This is a genomic window from Coprococcus sp. AM100_B19A, assembly GCF_027662015.1.
Classification (GTDB): domain Bacteria; phylum Bacillota; class Clostridia; order Lachnospirales; family Lachnospiraceae; genus Allocoprococcus; species Allocoprococcus comes.
The window spans coordinates 162,142-177,512 of the sequence record NZ_JAQDKN010000003.1; the positions used below are offsets into that span (position 1 = coordinate 162,142).

Below are 15,371 nucleotides of genomic sequence, written 5' to 3' on the forward strand. Positions count from 1 at the left end.
AGTGGATAAAAAAATAGGAAAATATACAAAATTCTATTGATATTTTTCGGAAAAAAATATATTATAGTCTTATGTATAACTAAGCGCATATTGACATTTAGGGTGTATAATATAATAAGGTGACGAAGGAGGAGAAACTCTTGTTAGAAATTAAAACAAATGAATCAGAAGCAGCAGCTAAAATAATTGTAGTCGGTGTAGGTGGCGGCGGAAACAATGCAGTCAACCGCATGATCGATGAACAGATTGCAGGTGTTGAATTTATCGCAATCAATACAGATAAACAGGCTCTTCAGTTATGTAAAGCTCCGACTCTTATGCAGATCGGAGACAAGCTTACAAAGGGTCTTGGTGCAGGGGCTAAACCGGAGATCGGTGAAAAAGCAGCTGAGGAAAGTGCCGAAGAGATCCAGTCAGCACTCAAGGGAGCTGATATGGTATTTGTTACCTGTGGTATGGGTGGCGGAACAGGAACAGGAGCAACTCCTGTTGTTGCGCGTATTGCCAAAGAGCAGGGAGCACTTACTGTTGGCGTTGTAACCAAGCCTTTCAAATTCGAATCCAAGACAAGAATGAACAACGCTCTTGCCGGAATCGAAAAATTAAAAGAAAATGTAGATACACTTATCGTTATTCCGAATGATAAGCTTCTTGAAATTGTAGACAGAAGAACAACTATGCCGGAAGCACTTAAGAAAGCTGATGAAGTTCTTCAGCAGGGTATCCAGGGTATCACAGACCTGATCAATGTACCTTCACTGATCAACCTTGACTTTGCCGATGTACAGACAGTTATGACAGATAAAGGAATTGCTCATATTGGTATCGGACAGGGCAAAGGTGATGACAAGGCTCTTGAAGCAGTTAAGCAGGCAGTTGCCAGTCCTCTGCTTGAGACAACCATCGCAGGTGCATCTCACGTTATCATCAACATTTCAGGTGACATCACTCTTATGGATGCGAGTGATGCAGCAGAATATGTACAGGATCTTGCAGGTGAAGATGCAAACATCATCTTCGGTGCAATGTATGATGATTCCAAGTCAGATGAAGCAACTATCACAGTTATCGCAACAGGTCTTCACAATGTAGGTGGAACACAGAGCAAGCTTCAGTCAAGACTGGAACATAAAGCAGCTATGATGAACGGTGGATCTGGAATGGGAGCAAGCAATATTTCACGTCCACAGTTTAATCCGGGAGAATACAGCAATGTAGAAAGACCGGTATACGGAGGCAGACCGGTACAGCAGCAGACTACACAGGTACCACCGCTTCAGAGTGCAAGAACTCCACAGAGCAAGGTGAAAGAGCAGTCTATCAAGATTCCGGATTTCTTCAAGAAATAAGAATGAAATAACAGGGAAGCAGTAAGAAATTACTGTTTCCCTGTTTTTTATAGTTTACTGTTCATAGCGTACCATTTCGCGTCGCAGTCTCTGCATAATTTTCTTTTCAAGTCTTGATATGTAAGACTGGGAGATTCCAAGAAGATCGGCCACTTCTTTCTGCGTTTTTTCTTCCCCGTCGGGGGTTCCGAGTCCGAATCGCATCTGCACGATTACCCGTTCCCTGTTTGAAAGCCGTCCGATGGCTTTCCCAAGAAGTTTGTGTTCTGCTTCGGTTTCCATATCACGATAAATGGTATCTTCTTCAGTTCCAAGAATATCGGAGAGAAGAAGCTCATTTCCATCCCAGTCAACATTGAGCGGTTCATCGATGGAGACCTCCAGTTTGGTCTTGTTATTCCGGCGCAGATACATGAGAATCTCATTTTCAATACAACGGGAGGCATAGGTGGCAAGTTTGATATTTTTCTCTGGATTGAAGGTATTGATTGCTTTGATCAGTCCAATTGTGCCGATGGAGATCAGGTCTTCTACACCTACACCGGTGTTGTCAAATTTTTTCGCTATATATACAACCAGACGCAGGTTATGTTCAATAAGAAGCTTTTTTCCTTCTTCATCCTGCCCGCCTCCGAGAAGGGAAATTGCATGACCTTCTTCTTCACTGCTAAGTGGGAGCGGCAGGATATCTGTCCCTCCTATGTAATGGATTTCCTGCTTTTCCGGGAAGAAAACACTGCGGAAAGAGGGAATCATTTTCAATTTAAAACAATCTGAAACAGCAACTTTTATCATCATTATAATCCTCCTAACAATCTTCAGGATGCAATAGCATTTCATATTTTCCGTTTCCAAAATTCTTCTGTTCGGAAATACCGATCAGTGGAGATTGAATCAAAAATTCAGATTCTCCTGTTATTCTCATCTTCTTGACAGAAAAAACAGGAAGAATACTGGTCGTCTTCTGTATAGTCCGGTACGGGATGTACCGGAGTCTTCCAGGTGAGATTTGGGAAGAAATCTTCTGACAGGCGTCTTTGCTGATAATATGAACCGGCTTTCCGGTCAGTGGATCAGAAAGATGATTACCACTGTCCAGAAAGGCTTTCAGATGAAAATCTTTTCCATTTACAGTTAAAATCACATCAAAACTATGATCTTGTGATTTCCATAGTTTCTTTAGAAACAAAAGTCCATGATATAAAAGAAAAAAACCACAGATGCCAAGGGTGAAAAGAAAAGATATGATCCGGAAAAATTTTCCAAAATAAAGACGGAGCCAACTCATGATACCTCCAAGAAGAAAGCTTGCAAGATAGAGCAGAATCCATGCTTTGAAAAAAACGGGAAATGTCCGGATTTTCAATCCGATCACTGTCATACAGGAATTTACCAGGAAAAACAGCAGGATATAGCGGGTCCATACCGGGCATGGAAAAAATAAAATGGCACAGGTCAGTAGTGAACCGGTAAAGGAACCGGCAAGAAGACTTCCATAAGTGGCAGAACATGGAAATACTTTTTTTACTGCCAGAAGAATCAGAAAATCCATCATCATATTTTCCAGAAACAATACATCCAGATATACTTCATACTGCATAGTCTTATCCTTCTTTCTCTTTAGCTGCTAAATAGATTTGGTACTTAAGCATGCTTTATTATAGAAAAGATGTGTTTCAGATTTTGTCAGAAGATGGGAAAAACAGAATAATTTTATTCGACATGCTGAAATGCTGGATTTTTTTAAAGAATTGTCGAAAAAGACAGAAAAAGACCGGCGTTCCATGTCGGAAGCCGGTCTCTGGAAAGATAAGATCGGTATTTATCTGTCGTCACGATCCCATTTGTCAGCAAGATTCTGGATCTGTGACTCGAATTTTGCAAGATCTTTGTTTGCAAGACCTTCATTTTTAAGCACAACATCCATGAGGTGTTTGGCTGCCGCAACCACGCGGTTGAATGCAGTAAGAGCACGTGCTTTGGCCGGCTTTTCAACTGCTTTTTTCGGAAGCCTGATACCTTCAGAAAGGATGGTATCGGTTGCGAGATCAACACAGCCTCCGGAGTATGGTGCAAATGCCGGAATGCCGAAACGGTCTGTGATGGTAGCAGCGAAAGAATCTGTAACCGAATCCTCTCCATGTACAACAAAGATGTGGGATGGTTTCTCTTTGAATCCATCAATCCAGTTCAGAAGACCATTCATATCGGCATGTCCGCTGATCCCTGCAAGGACTTCAATACGGGCATTAACCTCTACATTTTCGCCAAAGAGCCGGACTGATTCCGGTTTGCTTTCGACAAGCTTGCGGCCAAGAGTGCCAACTGCCTGATAGCCTACGAAGAGGATCGTGCATTCTTTTCTCCAGAGGTTGTGTTTCAGATGATGGCGGATACGGCCGGCTTCACACATTCCGGAAGCAGAGATGATTACTTTTGGTTTGTCATTGAAGTTGATCATTTTAGATTCTTCACTGGTGATCGTGGTTTTCAGTCCCTGGAAAAGAAGAGGGTTGATTCCTTTACTTATCAGAGCCATTGCATCCTCATCAAAGCAGGACTGTACATTTTTCTGGAAAACGTTGGTTGCTTCGATCGCCAGAGGACTGTCTACATAAACCTCAAAATTCTGATATTCCGGCAAAAGATTATTTTCTTTGATCTCACGGATAAAGTATAAAAGCTCCTGGGTTCTTCCTACTGCGAAAGATGGAATGACTACATTTCCACCTTTGGCAAAGGTTTCGCGCAGGACTCTGGTAAGATCCTTAATATAATCCGGTTTTACAGTAGAATGGACCCGGTTTCCGTAGGTGGATTCGATGACAAGATAATCGGCTGCATCCACATGCTGCGGATCTTTGATGATCGGCTGGTCAATATTTCCGACATCTCCGGAAAATACGATTTTTTTGCTTACACCGTCTTCTGTGATCCAGACTTCAATGCAGGAAGAACCAAGCAGATGACCGACATCTGTGAAGCGGAGTTCGATTCCTTCACAGAGCTGGATCGTCTGGTTATAATCGATCGGCGCAAGAAGTGCGACTGCATTCATGGCGTCCTGTACAGTATAAAGTGGTTCGTAAAGCGGAGCACCGGAACGAAGTGCCTTTCGGTTCCGCCATTCTGCTTCGGATTCCTGGATATGTGCACTGTCACGGAGCATAATGCTGCACAGATCAGAGGTGGCGAATGTACAGATGATTTCTCCTTTAAAACCATTTTTTACAAGCAGAGGAATCTTGCCGGAATGGTCAATGTGTGCATGCGTTAAGAGGATATAGTCGATCATGGAAGGATTGATCGGGATTTCCTGATTCTCATACAGATCAGGTCCCTGTTCCAGTCCACAGTCTATTAGAATATGTTTTCCACATGCTTCAAGATAATGGCAGCTTCCAGTTACTTCATGGGCGGCACCGATAAAAGTAAGTTTCATATACTCAACCCCTTTGCGTAAAAATTATTTTAGTATATTATACTATAATTTAAAGAAAAATGATAGAAAATCAGACAATATTACTAAAATGTATATCCTTTCAGAAGAGTGCGAAAAAAGTCAAGGAGCGATATTTTTAATATTTTAGTGGGAATCGAATAAATAAAAACAGTTTTGAGAAAAATTTATACCAGTAAAGATTTGGAGGTTTATTGAGATGGTACTTAATAAAGTAGAAATCTGTGGTGTAAATACAGCAAAGCTTCCCCTGCTTAGCGACGGGGAAAAAGAGGTGCTTTTTGAGAAGATCAAAGCGGGGGATGAGGAGGCAAAAGAACAGTATATCAAAGGAAATCTGCGTCTGGTACTCAGTGTGATCAAACGCTTTTCGGGAAGCAGTGAAAATCCGGATGATCTGTTTCAGATCGGGTGCATCGGACTGATCAAGGCAATCAATAATTTCAATCCGGAGCTGGAAGTAAAATTTTCAACTTATGCGGTACCGATGATCATTGGAGAAATCCGGCGGTTCATTCGGGACAATAATTCGATCCGTGTTAGCAGGTCACTTCGTGATACGGCATATAAAGCCATTTACGCGAAAGAAAATTATGTCAAAGTAAACCAGAAAGAACCTACTGTTCAGGAAATTGCAGAGGAAATCGGGATCGCAAAGGAAGAGATCGTCTATGCGCTGGATGCGATCCAGATGCCGGTCAGCTTAAATGAGCCGGTATATAATGACAATGGAGATGCTATGTATGTGATGGACCAGATCAGTGACAAAAGGAACAAAGAAGACAGATGGGTGGAGAAGCTGTCCCTTCAGGCGGCAATGGACCGACTCGGAAAAAGGGAGAAGCATATTATCAGACTTCGTTTTTTTGAAGGAAAAACGCAGATGGAGGTAGCAGAAGAAATCGGAATCTCACAGGCACAGGTAAGCCGCCTGGAAAAGAATGCACTCAGGGCTATGCGACAATATCTGCGAAGTGAATAGAAAAATAGAGATTTCCAGTTGAAATTTGTCAAGGTTCATACTATTATAATCATAGAACAGAAGAACAGGAGAACAGCAATGTATAAAGCGTGTATTTTTGACTTGGATGGAACTTTGACAAATACGCTGGATTCGCTGACTTATTCAACGAATAAGACGTTAGAAGAAATGGGACTTGAGACGATTACCAAAGACCAGTGCCGAAGCTTCGTTGGGGATGGAGCCAGATGCCTTATGGAACGTGCACTTCGTGCGTCCGGAGACACAGAGCTTAAGAGGATTGAAGAAGGTATGGAAGTGTACAGCAGAATCTTTGGAGAAAATTGTATGTACCATGTACGTCCTTATGATGGCGTTGTTCAGATGTTAGATTCACTGAAGAAGAAGGGAATAAAGATTGCAGTATTTTCCAACAAACCACATTTGCAGGCGATCGATGTAGTGGAAAGTACATTTGGAAAAGGATATTTTGACCATATTCAGGGGCAGTCGGGTGAATTTCCGAAGAAACCGGATCCGGAAGGGCTTCTGTGGATACTTGATAAATTAGGGGTATCACCGGAAGAAGGAATATACATAGGAGACTCGGATGTAGATATGAAGACAGGGAAAGCTGCCGGTATGTTTACAGTCGGAGCAGAATGGGGATTCCGGACCAAAGAACTTCTTGTGGAGACAGGAGCAGATGCAACAATTGCACATGCTGAAGAATTGCTTAACTATTTATAGTTCAGATGAGAAAATTTTTCTGTGAGAAAGATAAGGGAGGGTTGCCTGTATGTATGAGTATGATGAAGAATGTCTGCAGACATTCCTGAATATGCAGTCACAGCTTTTTGATGAGCCGGTTGCAGAGACACTGGAAGAGGCAGAAGCGTTTTTGGAAGACTGTATGGCGGTTGTTGTAGATTCTATCAAGGATGTGAGAGATTATCTGGATGAAAGCGGAGCGGACATCAGTGGTATGAGTGATGAAGAGCTGGAAGAGGCTTCAGAAGTATTCGCACTTCCGAACGGACAGTATCTGATCGTGGAAGGTTAATAAAAGGAAAAGAGCTGCGGCATCAGTTGGTTGCCGCAGCTTTTTTGAGCGCATCACGGATGGTGTTGAGAAGAAGCTGAGAAGTATAGGGACTGTCACTTGAAAGTGTAAGATGATCAAGGGACTGGGATTTACAGATCTGGTCAGCCAGATTCTCAAGAGATGGCTGAAGAAGAGGATACATGGCAGTTACCGTCTCACTTAGATTGGAAATGCGGATGGAATTGATAGAGGTGTCAGAGACAGAAACTTCCAGTTCCAGATCTTCATTTCCGAGTGTAAAAGAAGAGGTATAAACGCCGGGAGTATATTTTTTGTCGGATACAGAGGAATGCCGGTCTCCGGAGAACATAAAGAATAAAAGGCAGAGGATGAGAATACCTAAAGTGGCAAAAATAACAGTATAGATAATTTCTTTCATGTGAAGTACGATGATTTTTGTTTTGGAATTCATAAAGAACCTCCTTAGGCAGTATGGAATTTCGGCAGGTTATGCCGCTTAATAAACTATATGAAAAGAAAAAATAGTTTATGCATGAGAAATGCGTGACAAAAGAGAAAGGATTTAGTAGAATCAGGAAAGAGAAAAAGCAGAGGTGAATAGAATGTTTATAATTGCAGGACTTGGAAACCCGGATGAAAAGTATCAGGGGACAAGACATAATGTTGGATTTGATGTGGTGGACCGCCTGGCGGAGAAATACCAGATAGCAGTCGATACTAAAAAACACCGTGCCCTCATCGGAAAAGGAGTGATCGAGGGACAGAAAGTGCTTCTTGTGAAGCCGCAGACTTATATGAACCTGAGTGGAGAGAGTATCCGTAGTCTGGTGGAATATTACAAGATCGATCCGGAAGAAGAACTTCTTGTAATTTATGATGATATCAGTCTGGAAGTCGGACAACTCAGGATCCGCAGAAAAGGAAGTGCCGGTGGACATAACGGAATCAAAAATATCATTGCCAATCTTGGAACCAGTGTGTTTCCACGGATCAAGGTAGGTGTGGGAGAAAAACCGAAAGGATATGATCTTGCTGATTATGTTCTTGGAAAATTTTCCAAAGAGGACCGTGTACTTATGGAAGAAGGATATGATCTTGCCTGTGAAGCTTCTGCTCTGATCATGCAGGGAGCAATCGATCAGGCAATGAACGAATATAACCAGAAAAAGAAAGAATAAGAGGAGGCAAAAAGCGATGCATGCACTTACGGCTCCTTTATCTGAACTGGCAGAGATTGAAGAAATCTGTGAAGAGCGTGGACGGGAACCGGGCATGCTGCTTCTTTCCGGGTGTGTGACATCACAGAAAACGCATTTGATGTATGCGCTTGGAAAAGGTTATGGGCATACATTGATCGTTCTTTCCAGTGAAGATAAAGCAAAAAAATTATACGAAGAATATCGTTTTTTAAATGAAAATACCAGCTATTATCCGGCAAAGGATCTCCTTTTTTATCAGGCAGATATCCACGGAAAACAGCTGGTCAAACAGCGGATGGAAACCTTGCAGATGATGATGGAGGCAAAAAGCCAGGTTACGGTCATTACAACGATTGACGGATTCATGGATGAACTGCCATCGGAAGCAGAAATAAAAGGGGACATTCTGACCATTTCCAATGGGGAGGCGCTGGAATTTGAATCGCTGAAGGAGAAGATCATAAAACTTGGATATGACAGGGAAGCCCAGGTGGATGGTCCGGGGCAGTTTGCAGTTCGTGGTGGAATCATTGATATTTACCCACTTACCGAGGAATTGCCGATCCGTATTGAATTCTGGGGAGATGAAGTGGATTCAATACGGACTTTTGACGTGGACAGCCAGAGATCTGTAGAGAATCTGGAACAGATCGTTATTTATCCGGCAGATGACAGACTGGGAAGTGACCGGAAAGTTTCTTTTATCAACTACTTTGATCCGAAGGACACACTGGTGTTCCTGGATGAACCAGCAAGGCTTCTGGAAAAAGGGCGTCTGGCAGAAAATGAAGTGGAAAAAGCGAGAGAGAACCGTGCAGAAGAAATGGAAAGGACCGGGGAAATGGAAGAAGCTCCGGAATTTTTTACGACTGATGAAATTATAAAATTTCTGAACAAATTCTGTATGATCGGGATGTGTGCTCTGGAAATGAAATGTAAGCCATTTTTTGTGAAAAAGCGGTTTGGGATCCAGGCAAAAAGCGTTAACCCGTATAATAGCAGCTTTGAGATGCTGACACAGGATCTCAAAAGACTGAAAAGGAACGGATACCGGGCGGTTCTGATTTCTGGGTCCAGAACAAGGGCAAAACGTCTGGCAGAGGATCTACGTGATTATGATCTGAGCAGTTTTTACAGTGAGGATCAGGAACGTGAAGTGAATCCAGGGGAGATCATGGTATGCTACGGGCATATAGAAGTCGGATACGAGTACCCGATGATTAAATTTATTGTCATATCTGAGTCAGATATTTTTGGCAAGACAAAGAAGAAAAAGAAACGAAAAAGTTATGATGGACAGAAAATAAGCAGCTTTTCGGATCTGAAACCGGGAGACTATGTAGTGCATGAGAATCATGGACTTGGAATCTACCGGGGAATTGAAAAGATAGAAGTTGATAAGGTGACAAAGGATTATATGAAGATTTCGTATGCTGATGGTGGAAATCTTTATATTCTTGCCACACAGCTTGACCAGATCCAGAAGTATGCCAGTGCAGATGCTAAAAAGCCGAAACTTAACAAACTTGGAGGACAGGAATGGCATCGCACGAAGAGCAAGGTAAAGACAGCAGTCTGGCAGATCGCCAAAGATCTGGTGGAACTCTATGCAGTACGGCAGTCCAAAGAAGGATTTGTCTATGAAAAGGACACGGTCTGGCAGAAAGAATTTGAAGAAATGTTTCCGTTTGAGGAAACGGAGGATCAACAGCTTGCAATCGAGGCAACAAAACGGGATATGGAAAGTCCAAAGATCATGGATCGTCTGATCTGTGGGGATGTGGGATTTGGAAAGACAGAGATTGCAATCCGGGCAGCATTCAAGGCAGTGCAGGAGAACAAGCAGGTTGTCTATCTGGTCCCTACTACGATTCTTGCACAGCAGCATTACAACACTTTTGTGCAACGGATGAAAGAATTTCCGGTAAGGGTGGATCTGTTATGCCGTTTCCGCACACCTGCACAACAGAAAAAAACGATCGAAGATTTGAAAAAGGGACAGGTTGATATCATCATCGGAACCCACCGGGTATTGAGTAAGGATGTGGCATTTAAAGATCTGGGACTTCTGATCATTGATGAGGAACAGCGTTTTGGAGTACAGCATAAAGAAAAGATCAAAAAGCTGAAGGAAAATATTGATGTTCTGACACTTACGGCAACACCGATTCCCCGAACGCTTCATATGAGTCTGATCGGGATCCGTGACATGAGTGTGCTGGAAGAAGCACCAGTTGACCGGATGCCGATCCAGACCTATGTGATGGAGGAGAATGATGAGATGGTCCGGGAGGCAATCGAAAGAGAAATTTCCCGCCAGGGACAGGTGTACTATGTCTATAACCGTGTCCAGGATATAGCTGAAATGGCAGCGAAGATCCAGAAACTTGTGCCGGATGCAAATGTGGCATATGCACACGGGCAGATGCGGGAACACAAGTTAGAAGATATTATGTACGATTTCATCAATGGAGAAATTGATGTTCTGGTATCGACGACGATCATCGAGACCGGTCTTGACATTTCCAATGCCAATACCATGATCATCCATGATGCAGATCGGATGGGGCTCTCCCAGCTTTATCAGCTACGTGGAAGAGTTGGAAGATCGAACCGTATGGCATATGCATTTCTTTTGTACAGAAGAGACAAAATGCTCCGGGAGGTTGCAGAAAAACGTCTTTCGGCAATTCGTGAGTTTACAGATCTTGGATCTGGTGTAAAAATCGCCATGCGGGATCTGGAAATCCGTGGGGCAGGAAACCTGCTTGGGGAGGAACAGCATGGACATATGGATGCAGTGGGATACGATCTTTACTGTAAGATGTTAAGTGAGGCAGTCCGTCACCTGAAGGGAGAGATCCCGGAAGAAACCTATGCGACAACCGTGGATCTGAATATTGATGCTTATATTCCGGCATCTTATATTCCGAATGAGTATCAGAAACTGGATATCTATAAACGGATCGCAGCAATTGAGACAGAAGAAGAACAGGAAGATATGCTAGAAGAACTGATTGACCGTTTCGGCGATCCGCCACGCAAGGTGCAGCAGCTTCTGATGATCGCGCAGCTGAAGGCGAAAGCACATGCGGCTTATGTAATTTCGGTAGAGCAAAAAGGCGATGAATACAAATTTACCATGTATGAGAAGGCAAGGGTAAATGTAGCAAAGATTCCGGAACTGCTGGCAAAATATAAGGGAGAACTGACATTTAAGACAGATGCAGAAAATCCATATTTTATTTATTGTAAACTTCGGAAAAATAAAAAAGAAAAAGCAGAGCACATTCTTGAAAATGTAGGAAAAATTGTCGAAGATATACAGGGACTTGTCGAAGAATAATGTGTATTTTTTATGAAAAAGATTGCCAGTAAGGTAAAAAAAAGATATACTATACGAGTGCATAGTGAAGAAGTGTGTACAATGGAGAGAAGATCAAGGAGGAAATTTTATAAATGAAAAAAAGAGTGGTTGCCTGTATACTGGCAGTTGCCTGCATTGCATCTTTAAACGGATGTGGAAGCAAGTTTAACGGACAGGATACAGTGGTAGAAGTCGGAGATGAGAAAGTGACTGCAGATGTGGCGAACTTTTTTGCAAGATATCAGCAGGCGCAGTTTGAAACAACATATAGCAGTTATCTGGGAGATGATTTTTGGGGAAAAGAAGTTACAGACGGAAAGACTTACGAAGAGAATTATAAGGATTCAATCATGGATTCTCTGGAAGAAATGTATATTCTGGATGAGCACAAGGATGATTATAAAGTTTCGCTAAGTGATGATGAGGAAAAAAGCATCGAGGATGCTGCGAAGAAATTTACTGACAGCAATGACAGTTCTGCAAAAGATGCAGTATCGGGCGATGAAAAGACGGTAAAGAAAGTACTGGAACTTCTGACACTTCAGAAGAAGATGGAAACTGCCATGACTGCGGATGTAGATACGAATGTATCCGATGAGGAAGCAGCACAGAAGAAAATGCAGTATGTGCTGTTCTCTACAAAGACAACGGGCAGTGATGGAAAATCGACAGATATGTCAGATGACGAAAAAGCAGAAGTGAAAAAGAAAGCAGAAGATTTCCAGAAAGATGCGGCTTCGGCAGAAGATTTTTCTGTATTTGCAACAGCAGTAGGTGCATCAGCCACCGATCTGACATTTGACTCGGATACGACATCGCCAAACGAAGATCTGATCAAAGCTGCTGATAAGTTAAAAGAAGGCGAAGTAACAGACGTGATCGAAGCAGACAATGGCTATTATGTTGCAAAAGTAGTCAGCCTTCTTGACCGTGATGCAACGGATACCAAGAAAGAGTCCATTGTATCACAGAGAAAGAGTGACCAGTATCAGTCAATTTGTAAGAAATGGAAAAAGAAAACGGATATTAAAGTACATAAAAAAGTATGGAATACGATCAGTTTTGCTGATCAGGGCGTAACGGTTAAGAGCACGACCGAAGATACAGATACATCTTCAGACTCTTCATCAAAATAAGCGTCTGACTTAACAACAGGAAAGTACGACAGGAGGAGAGATTAGGATGGAATCAATAGGTATAGTATTGAAGGATATCATGGGAAACAGTGCGGTATTTATAGCAGGAAAAGAAGCCGTGATTGTTTCGGCGGTATCAATTGTTATATCAGTTTTCATTGGAATTTTAGGTTTGAAGCTGATCCGTGTCTGGAATGCAGTGATTGGATTTGTTGCAGGGGCATTGCTTGGATTTGCCGTGACATATCTTATGGGACTGGAAGTTGTTCCGGTACTGATCGCAGCCGGAGTTGCGGGTTTGGTTTTTGCAATACTGAACAGTGTATTTAAGAAATTCGGAGCTTTCTGGGTATGCTTTCTGGGAATGGCTGGCACAGTGCTTGCGATTACAAATGCGGGAAACTGGATCATGCTGGCAGTCTGCGGAGCAGTCGGACTGATTTTCGCAATCCTTGCGATGATCTGGTTTGAACCGTTTGTGATTATTGCGACGGCATTAGCAGGCGGTTTTGGAGCAGGAATGATGATCTATGATCTGGCAGGTCTGAAAAATGTGATTTTCATGTGGATCATTTCGATTGGGATTACATTTATCGGAATCGTGATTCAGTTTATCATGAAGTCAAGTGAGATTAACAAGAAGCAGGTTCGAAGAGCAAATGCGATCAAGAAAGAAACATCAAAAGAAGAAGAAATAGAGATGGCAAGAACCATGCTGATCGATCTGGATGATGATGATGATGACGAGGATGAAGAATAGATAAGATGGATGAGAGGATGTATCAGAATGTGATACATCCTCTTTTGTATCTGATCAGGAATGGCTGGAAGAAACCGGTATTTCTTGCAGCGTTATAAAAAAAGAGGTATAATAAAAATAGTATCAACGATATAAGATCTGGAGATGAAAATATGAAGATAGATATGCATTGTCATGTAAGAGAAGGATCAATTGACAGCAAAGTGCCGATTGAAGAATTTATTAAAAAGCTGCAGTCTAAAGGCATTGGCGGAATGCTGGTTACAGATCATGACACCTATAATGGATATCGGCACTGGAAGAATACGATCAAAGGGAGAAAATACAAAGATTTTGTCGTATTGAAAGGAATAGAGTATGATACACTGGATGCGGGGCACATTCTGATCATTATGCCACAGGGAGTAAAGATGCGCCTTCTGGAGCTGAGAGGGCTTCCGCTTTCGCTGCTGATTGATTTTGTGCATCACAATGGAGGAATCTGTGGACCGGCACATCCGTGTGGGGAAAAGTATCTGAGTTTTACGAATACGAAAAGATGGCAGAAATCTCCGGAGTTGATTGAAAAATTTGATTTTATAGAGACTTTCAATGCATGTGAGCCACCACAGTCCAATGAAGGGGCGAAGTATCTTGCTGAAAAATATGGAAAACCGGGAACCGGAGGAAGTGATGCGCATAAGCTGGACTGCGTCGGCATGGGGTATACGGAATTTCCGGTACGGATTGAGACAGAGCTGGATCTGATCCGGCAGATCAGGGAAAAAGGAGAGATCCAGTCCGGTGGGGAGTATTACACGAAGACGACAAAAGACAAAATTGGAAAATTCAATAAACTTCTGATCTTTTCTTTCTGGTTTTATAACCGGGGTGGTGCACTTCTGAAAAAGCACACACGCAAAAAGAAGATCAATAAAGAACAGCCACTTGATGCAATCGATCCAATCGAGATTCCGTATCTGGACAAGATCAAGAGGAAACATTAGTGAGTGGCAAAATTTACTTTTGATACTCACATCATAATTTTAAAGATAAAAAATCCATCTGATTTCTTTTTTTAAAAGAAAACCAGATGGATTTTTTACAACCTGTTATTTTTTGAGAGACATTTCCTTCAGTTTGTTTCTAAGATCTTCAAAGGATTCTTTGTAGTTGCGGCTCTGCATTTTCGGGAAAGCTTTCATGATACGCTTCTGCATATGAGAAGTTGCTTTGACATTTTCCAGGTAGCTTCTGCGAAGAAGAGCAATCCGTTCTTTTACTTCGTCAGAAACATCGGCAAGGGTGTCTGAAATTGCTTCCTGTTTTTCGGAAATAGCAGATTTAAATTCTTCCTGCTTCTCAGATACAGTATCTTTGAACTCTTCCTGTTTTTCCATAGCTGTAATGGTACGCTTGTAGATTGATTCACCAAGCTTGTCGGAAATCTGATGAAGTTCGTCTGCAATGGCCTGCATTTTTTCAAGACGTTTGTTGAGCTTAAGGATACCGGATGCTGTTACATAGAGATCGGCAAGTCCGGCAATCACCAGAATACATACAAGAATGATACCGACAAGGAAAGGAATGTGTGAGAGCAGTGTGTCAATCAGTGGATGGAATACATCTACGATGAAAACACAGAACACTCCCCAGATCAGAGAAAACAAAAGGCACACATATCCATTCAGATTGAGCGGCATATTAGAATAATCCCACCATTTGTTATGGAAAACCTTTTCGAGAATGAACCCGGTCAGCCATTCGATTGCAGTAACAAGAATAGCACTTCCGAGATATAGCAGGAGCAGGTTGGAACGAAGCGGTGTCAGAAAATGAATGACTGCAACCACGCCGAAACCGTATACCGGACAGATCGGGCCATTTAAGAATCCACGGTTGACAAAACGACGTTCTTTAAAAGCGGCAAACGCAACTTCTGTACACCAGCCTAAAAAGGCATATATAAAGAAGCACTGAAATAAATAATATAGATGCTGTGCAGTCATAAAAAACCTCCTTGAGTCTGCTGCAAAAAAATATGTAATCCTTTATATTATATACAGAAAGGAAAGATGTGTAAACGGAAAAATG

General features: G+C 42.2%; 14 protein-coding genes. 9 read left to right on the forward strand and 5 right to left on the reverse strand.

All coding sequences use genetic code 11. From position 1 onward, the window contains the following. Positions 1-140 precede the first annotated feature (140 nt). Positions 141-1,349, forward strand: a complete 1,209-nt coding sequence (gene ftsZ, locus PGQ33_RS04410; protein ID WP_022220760.1) for a cell division protein FtsZ — start codon at positions 141-143, stop codon at positions 1,347-1,349. Positions 1,350-1,403: 54 nt separating this feature from the next. Here ftsZ and sigE read toward each other — a convergent pair whose 3' ends face one another. The 3 genes from sigE to PGQ33_RS04425 all read right to left on the reverse strand — a co-directional run bounded on the left by sigE (position 1,404) and on the right by PGQ33_RS04425 (position 4,791). Then, positions 1,404-2,147: an RNA polymerase sporulation sigma factor SigE gene (sigE, locus tag PGQ33_RS04415; RefSeq protein WP_008371883.1), complete on the reverse strand. Its 744-nt coding sequence runs from the start codon at positions 2,145-2,147 to the stop codon at positions 1,404-1,406. 10 nt (positions 2,148-2,157) lie between these two features. Next, positions 2,158-2,949 (reverse strand): sigma-E processing peptidase SpoIIGA, encoded by a 792-nt coding sequence (locus PGQ33_RS04420; protein WP_008371882.1) that lies wholly within the window; start codon positions 2,947-2,949, stop codon positions 2,158-2,160. Between the two features lie 222 nt (positions 2,950-3,171). Next, positions 3,172-4,791, reverse strand: a complete 1,620-nt coding sequence (locus PGQ33_RS04425; RefSeq protein WP_117834438.1) for an MBL fold metallo-hydrolase RNA specificity domain-containing protein — start codon at positions 4,789-4,791, stop codon at positions 3,172-3,174. Between the two features lie 217 nt (positions 4,792-5,008). On the opposite strand from PGQ33_RS04425, the gene sigG reads away from it, so the two are divergent. The 3 genes from sigG (at position 5,009) to PGQ33_RS04440 (ending at position 6,833) form a co-directional block, all read left to right on the forward strand. Next, positions 5,009-5,791, forward strand: coding sequence for an RNA polymerase sporulation sigma factor SigG (gene sigG / locus PGQ33_RS04430; protein ID WP_118217550.1), 783 nt, complete (start codon positions 5,009-5,011; stop codon positions 5,789-5,791). A 78-nt stretch (positions 5,792-5,869) separates the two neighbouring features. Next, complete coding sequence (locus PGQ33_RS04435) at positions 5,870-6,520, forward strand: HAD family hydrolase (RefSeq protein WP_117555718.1); 651 nt, start codon at positions 5,870-5,872, stop codon at positions 6,518-6,520. Positions 6,521-6,569: 49 nt separating this feature from the next. Beyond that, positions 6,570-6,833 carry a hypothetical protein gene (locus tag PGQ33_RS04440; RefSeq protein ID WP_008371877.1) on the forward strand — a complete coding sequence of 88 codons (264 nt, stop codon included), beginning with the start codon at positions 6,570-6,572 and terminating at the stop codon, positions 6,831-6,833. 22 nt (positions 6,834-6,855) lie between these two features. On the opposite strand, the gene PGQ33_RS04445 is transcribed toward PGQ33_RS04440, so the two are convergent. Next, positions 6,856-7,287: an FMN-binding protein gene (locus PGQ33_RS04445; RefSeq protein WP_055246492.1), complete on the reverse strand. Its 432-nt coding sequence runs from the start codon at positions 7,285-7,287 to the stop codon at positions 6,856-6,858. 151 nt (positions 7,288-7,438) lie between these two features. On the opposite strand from PGQ33_RS04445, the gene pth reads away from it, so the two are divergent. The 5 genes from pth to PGQ33_RS04470 all read left to right on the forward strand — a co-directional run bounded on the left by pth (position 7,439) and on the right by PGQ33_RS04470 (position 14,284). After that, positions 7,439-8,014: an aminoacyl-tRNA hydrolase gene (gene pth, locus PGQ33_RS04450; RefSeq protein WP_195251599.1), complete on the forward strand. Its 576-nt coding sequence runs from the start codon at positions 7,439-7,441 to the stop codon at positions 8,012-8,014. 16 nt (positions 8,015-8,030) lie between these two features. Next, a complete protein-coding gene (gene mfd / locus PGQ33_RS04455; protein WP_270205344.1) occupies positions 8,031-11,381 on the forward strand; it encodes a transcription-repair coupling factor in 3,351 nt (1,116 codons plus the stop codon). Positions 11,382-11,494: 113 nt separating this feature from the next. Beyond that, the gene (locus tag PGQ33_RS04460; RefSeq protein ID WP_270205345.1) at positions 11,495-12,538 is read left to right on the forward strand and encodes a peptidyl-prolyl cis-trans isomerase; all 1,044 of its coding nucleotides are present in this window, start codon (positions 11,495-11,497) and stop codon (positions 12,536-12,538) included. 46 nt (positions 12,539-12,584) lie between these two features. Further along, on the forward strand, positions 12,585-13,298 hold the full coding sequence (locus tag PGQ33_RS04465) for a hypothetical protein (protein ID WP_173686710.1): 714 nt from the start codon (positions 12,585-12,587) through the stop codon (positions 13,296-13,298). A gap of 152 nt (positions 13,299-13,450) precedes the next feature. Next, on the forward strand, positions 13,451-14,284 hold the full coding sequence (locus PGQ33_RS04470) for a PHP domain-containing protein (protein WP_117555728.1): 834 nt from the start codon (positions 13,451-13,453) through the stop codon (positions 14,282-14,284). A 105-nt stretch (positions 14,285-14,389) separates the two neighbouring features. Here the strand turns inward: PGQ33_RS04470 and PGQ33_RS04475 are convergent, their stop codons facing one another. Then, positions 14,390-15,286 carry a putative ABC transporter permease gene (locus tag PGQ33_RS04475; RefSeq protein WP_008371868.1) on the reverse strand — a complete coding sequence of 299 codons (897 nt, stop codon included), beginning with the start codon at positions 15,284-15,286 and terminating at the stop codon, positions 14,390-14,392. Between the last annotated feature and the right edge of the window lie 85 nt (positions 15,287-15,371).